The organism is uncultured Allobosea sp. (assembly GCF_945956895.1).
In the GTDB taxonomy this organism is placed as follows: domain Bacteria; phylum Pseudomonadota; class Alphaproteobacteria; order Rhizobiales; family Beijerinckiaceae; genus Allobosea.
In genome coordinates this window covers 1-2954 of record NZ_CAMFJF010000156.1, presented here as the reverse complement: position 1 = coordinate 2954, position 2954 = coordinate 1, and the positions used below count along the sequence as shown (strand labels likewise).

The window sequence follows — 2954 nt, the reverse complement described above, 5'->3', positions numbered from 1 at the left end:
TCGTGACGACGACGCCGCGCCCGCTGCCATTGGTGAAGCGCCTGCTGGTCGAGCCGCATGTCGCGGTGAGCCGGGCGCGGACGCAGGACAACCGCTACAATCTCGCCGCCGAGTTCGTCCGCACGGTCACGCGGACCTATGGCGGCACGCGGCTCGGGCGGCAGGAACTCGACGGCGAGATCGTCGAGGAGAGCCCGGATGCGCTCTGGACGCGGGCCATGATCGAGGCGGCACGGGAGCGGGAGAAGCCGGCGCTGGCCCGCATCGCGGTGGCCGTCGATCCGCCCGCCACGTCGTCGCAACGAGCGGATCGTTGCGGGCTCATTGTCGCTGGCGTCGACCATGACGGCATCGGCCATGTGCTGGAGGACGCGACATTGGCGGGCGCGAGGCCGCAGGAATGGGCGGAGAGGGCGGTCGCGCTCTATCGCCGCCACGAGGCGGATGCGCTCGTCGTCGAGGTCAACCAGGGCGGCGAGATGGTCGAGAGCATCATCCGCGAGGTCGATGCCGGCGTGCCCGTGGTTTCCGTGCGGGCGACGCGCGGCAAGTATCTCCGCGCCGAGCCGGTCGCCGCGCTCTATGCGCAAGCGCGGGTGCGCCATGCCGGGGCCTTTCCCGCGCTCGAAGACGAAATGTGCGCCTTCGGGCCGCGCGGCCTCGAAACCGGTCGCTCGCCGGATCGGCTCGACGCGCTCGTCTGGGCGCTGACCCATCTGATGCTGGCGCCGAAGGCCCGGCCGCGGGTGAGGGGGATGTGAATGCAACCCGTTCATTGACTTTTCATAACCGGATGAGCAATTGAATGGGCATGAAAAGCCGCGTGACATATCGCGCTCTCGAAACCTGCTGCGATGAGGTGGTGACGATGGGTGTCTCTTCGTCTCGCAACCGTCAGCCAAAGGGGGCTCGCGCCGGTTTGATGATCGGCTTCGCAGCGCCCTTGCTGTTTCTAGGGGCTTTGCCACGCTACGACGCGCCTCGCAGTGACAATATCGGCAAGTCCTGGCGTGAAGTTGGCAATGCCTTGGCCTCTGCCATGGAACGTGAGCGGGGACGGTTGCGTGACCGCAAGCGATAATCCTGCTTCGCGTCGTCCGAAATCACATTCTGCCGAACTGTCACGATCAGCTCTCGAGGCGGAGCTGCCGCCGGAATTGTCGAATCTCCCGCCTAAGCAGAAAGCGGAAGTAATTTCTTATGCGGTGGAAATAGCCGAGCAGCATTCCGGTCCTTTGCCTCATCCACAGACGCTCGGTGAATACGATCAGATCATGCCGGGCTTGGCTGAGCGGATCGTGGCAATGGCAGAAGGAGATTTGAGGCATCGCCAGGATATGCAGCGGCGTGGTTTTGCTGCCGAGGCGACGGAACGCCGTATCGGTCAGATCGGCGCAATGCTCATCACACTCACGGCATTGCTGGTTTCCGGTTGGATCGCGACCGCCGGGTACCCGCTGACAGGCGGAATTTTGGGAGGGGCGACCTTGATCGGAGTCGTCTCGATTTTCATCGGCGGTCGTGAGTACCTCTTGAGTAAGCTGGACCGGGAGCCGTTGCAGCGGCCGGACAAATCGAAACGCCAGAAGCGTTAAGCCGAAATCAGGCCGCTCGTAGAGCGGCCTTTTTTCTTTCCGGAGACATCCATGTTCGATTTTCTTCGCAGCCTGCGCGGCCGAGCCGCGCCGGGCCAGAAGCGCTCGCGCGTCGGGCCGCTGATCGCGCTGCACGAGGCGGGGCGCGCCGTCTGGACGCCCCGCGACTATGTCGCGCTCTCGCGGGAAGGCTATGAGCGTAATCCGGTCGTGCATCGCTGCATCCGCCTGATCGCGGAAGCGGCGGCGCAGACGCCGCTCGTCGCCAAGGTCGGTTCGCGCGAGGTGCCGGAGCATCCGGCGCTGGCCTTGATCGAGCGGCCCAACCCACGCCAGGGCGGCATCGCCTTTCGCGAGATGCTGGTCGGGCACCTCCTCGTCGCCGGCAATGCCTATGTCGAGGCGGTCGGCACCGGCCGCGAACCGCGCGAGCTCTACGCCCTCAGGCCCGACCGGATGCGCGTTGTGCCCGGCCGCGACGGCTGGCCGGAGGCCTATGACTATACGGTCGGCGGCGATACGGTGCGCTTCCGGCAGGACGAGGGCGGCCTGCCGCCGATCCTGCACCTGACCCTGTTCCACCCCGTCGACGACCATTACGGCCTGTCGCCGATCGAGGCGGCAGCCGTGTCGCTCGATATCCACAACGCCGCAGGCAGTTGGCACAAGGCCCTGCTCGACAACGCCGCGCGCCCCTCCGGCGCGCTGGTCTATGACGGGCCGGAAGGCGCGACGCTGACCGAGGCGCAGTTCGATCGCCTCAAGCAGGAGCTGGAGGATTCCTTTCAAGGAGCCCGCAACGCCGGCCGGCCGCTGCTGCTCGAAGGCGGACTGGACTGGAAGCCGCTCTCGTTGACGCCGGCGGAACTCGATTTCGTCGCAGCCAAGGGCGTCGCGGCGCGCGAGATCGCACTCGCCTTCGGCGTGCCGCCACTGCTGCTCGGCATGCCCGGCGACAACACTCATGCCAATTTCGCCGAGGCGAACCGCGCGCTCTGGCGCCAGACGGTCATCCCGCTGGTGCGCCGGACGGCGCAGTCGTTGGCGCAATGGCTCGGCCCGGCCTTCGGCGACGAACTCGTGCTGGAGCCCGATCTCGACGCCATCGAGGCGCTGGCCGAGGAGCGGGAATCGCTCTGGCGGCGGCTCGGAGCCGCGACCTTCCTCGACGAGGATGAGAAGCGCGAGGCCGTCGGCTATGGCCGGCGTGCCTCCGGGAAGGAGGTCTCATGAACATGCTCGAACAGGTCGTCGCGGCCTTCGTTGGCCGCGCCGATGTCGGCCATCTCGGCCTTTTGCTCTGGGCGGCGAGCGCATCGGGATTGGCCTGGCTCGTTCTGCGCGAGCTCACCGCCGCAA

At 66.7% G+C, this 2954-nt stretch carries 3 protein-coding genes and 1 pseudogene; all 4 read left to right on the top strand.

The window, feature by feature from the left end:
* A pseudogene (locus Q0Q02_RS23715) lies at positions 1-761 on the top strand (ATP-binding protein); the annotation flags it as partial.
* A 44-nt stretch (positions 762-805) separates the two neighbouring features.
* Positions 806-1081 (top strand): hypothetical protein, encoded by a 276-nt coding sequence (locus Q0Q02_RS23710; protein WP_293813280.1) that lies wholly within the window; start codon positions 806-808, stop codon positions 1079-1081.
* Complete coding sequence (locus tag Q0Q02_RS23705) at positions 1065-1595, top strand: DUF2335 domain-containing protein (protein ID WP_293813278.1); 531 nt, start codon at positions 1065-1067, stop codon at positions 1593-1595. Before Q0Q02_RS23710 ends, Q0Q02_RS23705 begins: the two co-directional genes overlap by 17 nt.
* A 51-nt stretch (positions 1596-1646) precedes the next feature.
* Entirely contained in the window at positions 1647-2828 is a 1182-nt protein-coding gene (locus Q0Q02_RS23700; RefSeq protein ID WP_293813276.1) for a phage portal protein, read from the top strand.
* The last annotated feature ends 126 nt before the right edge of the window (positions 2829-2954 follow it).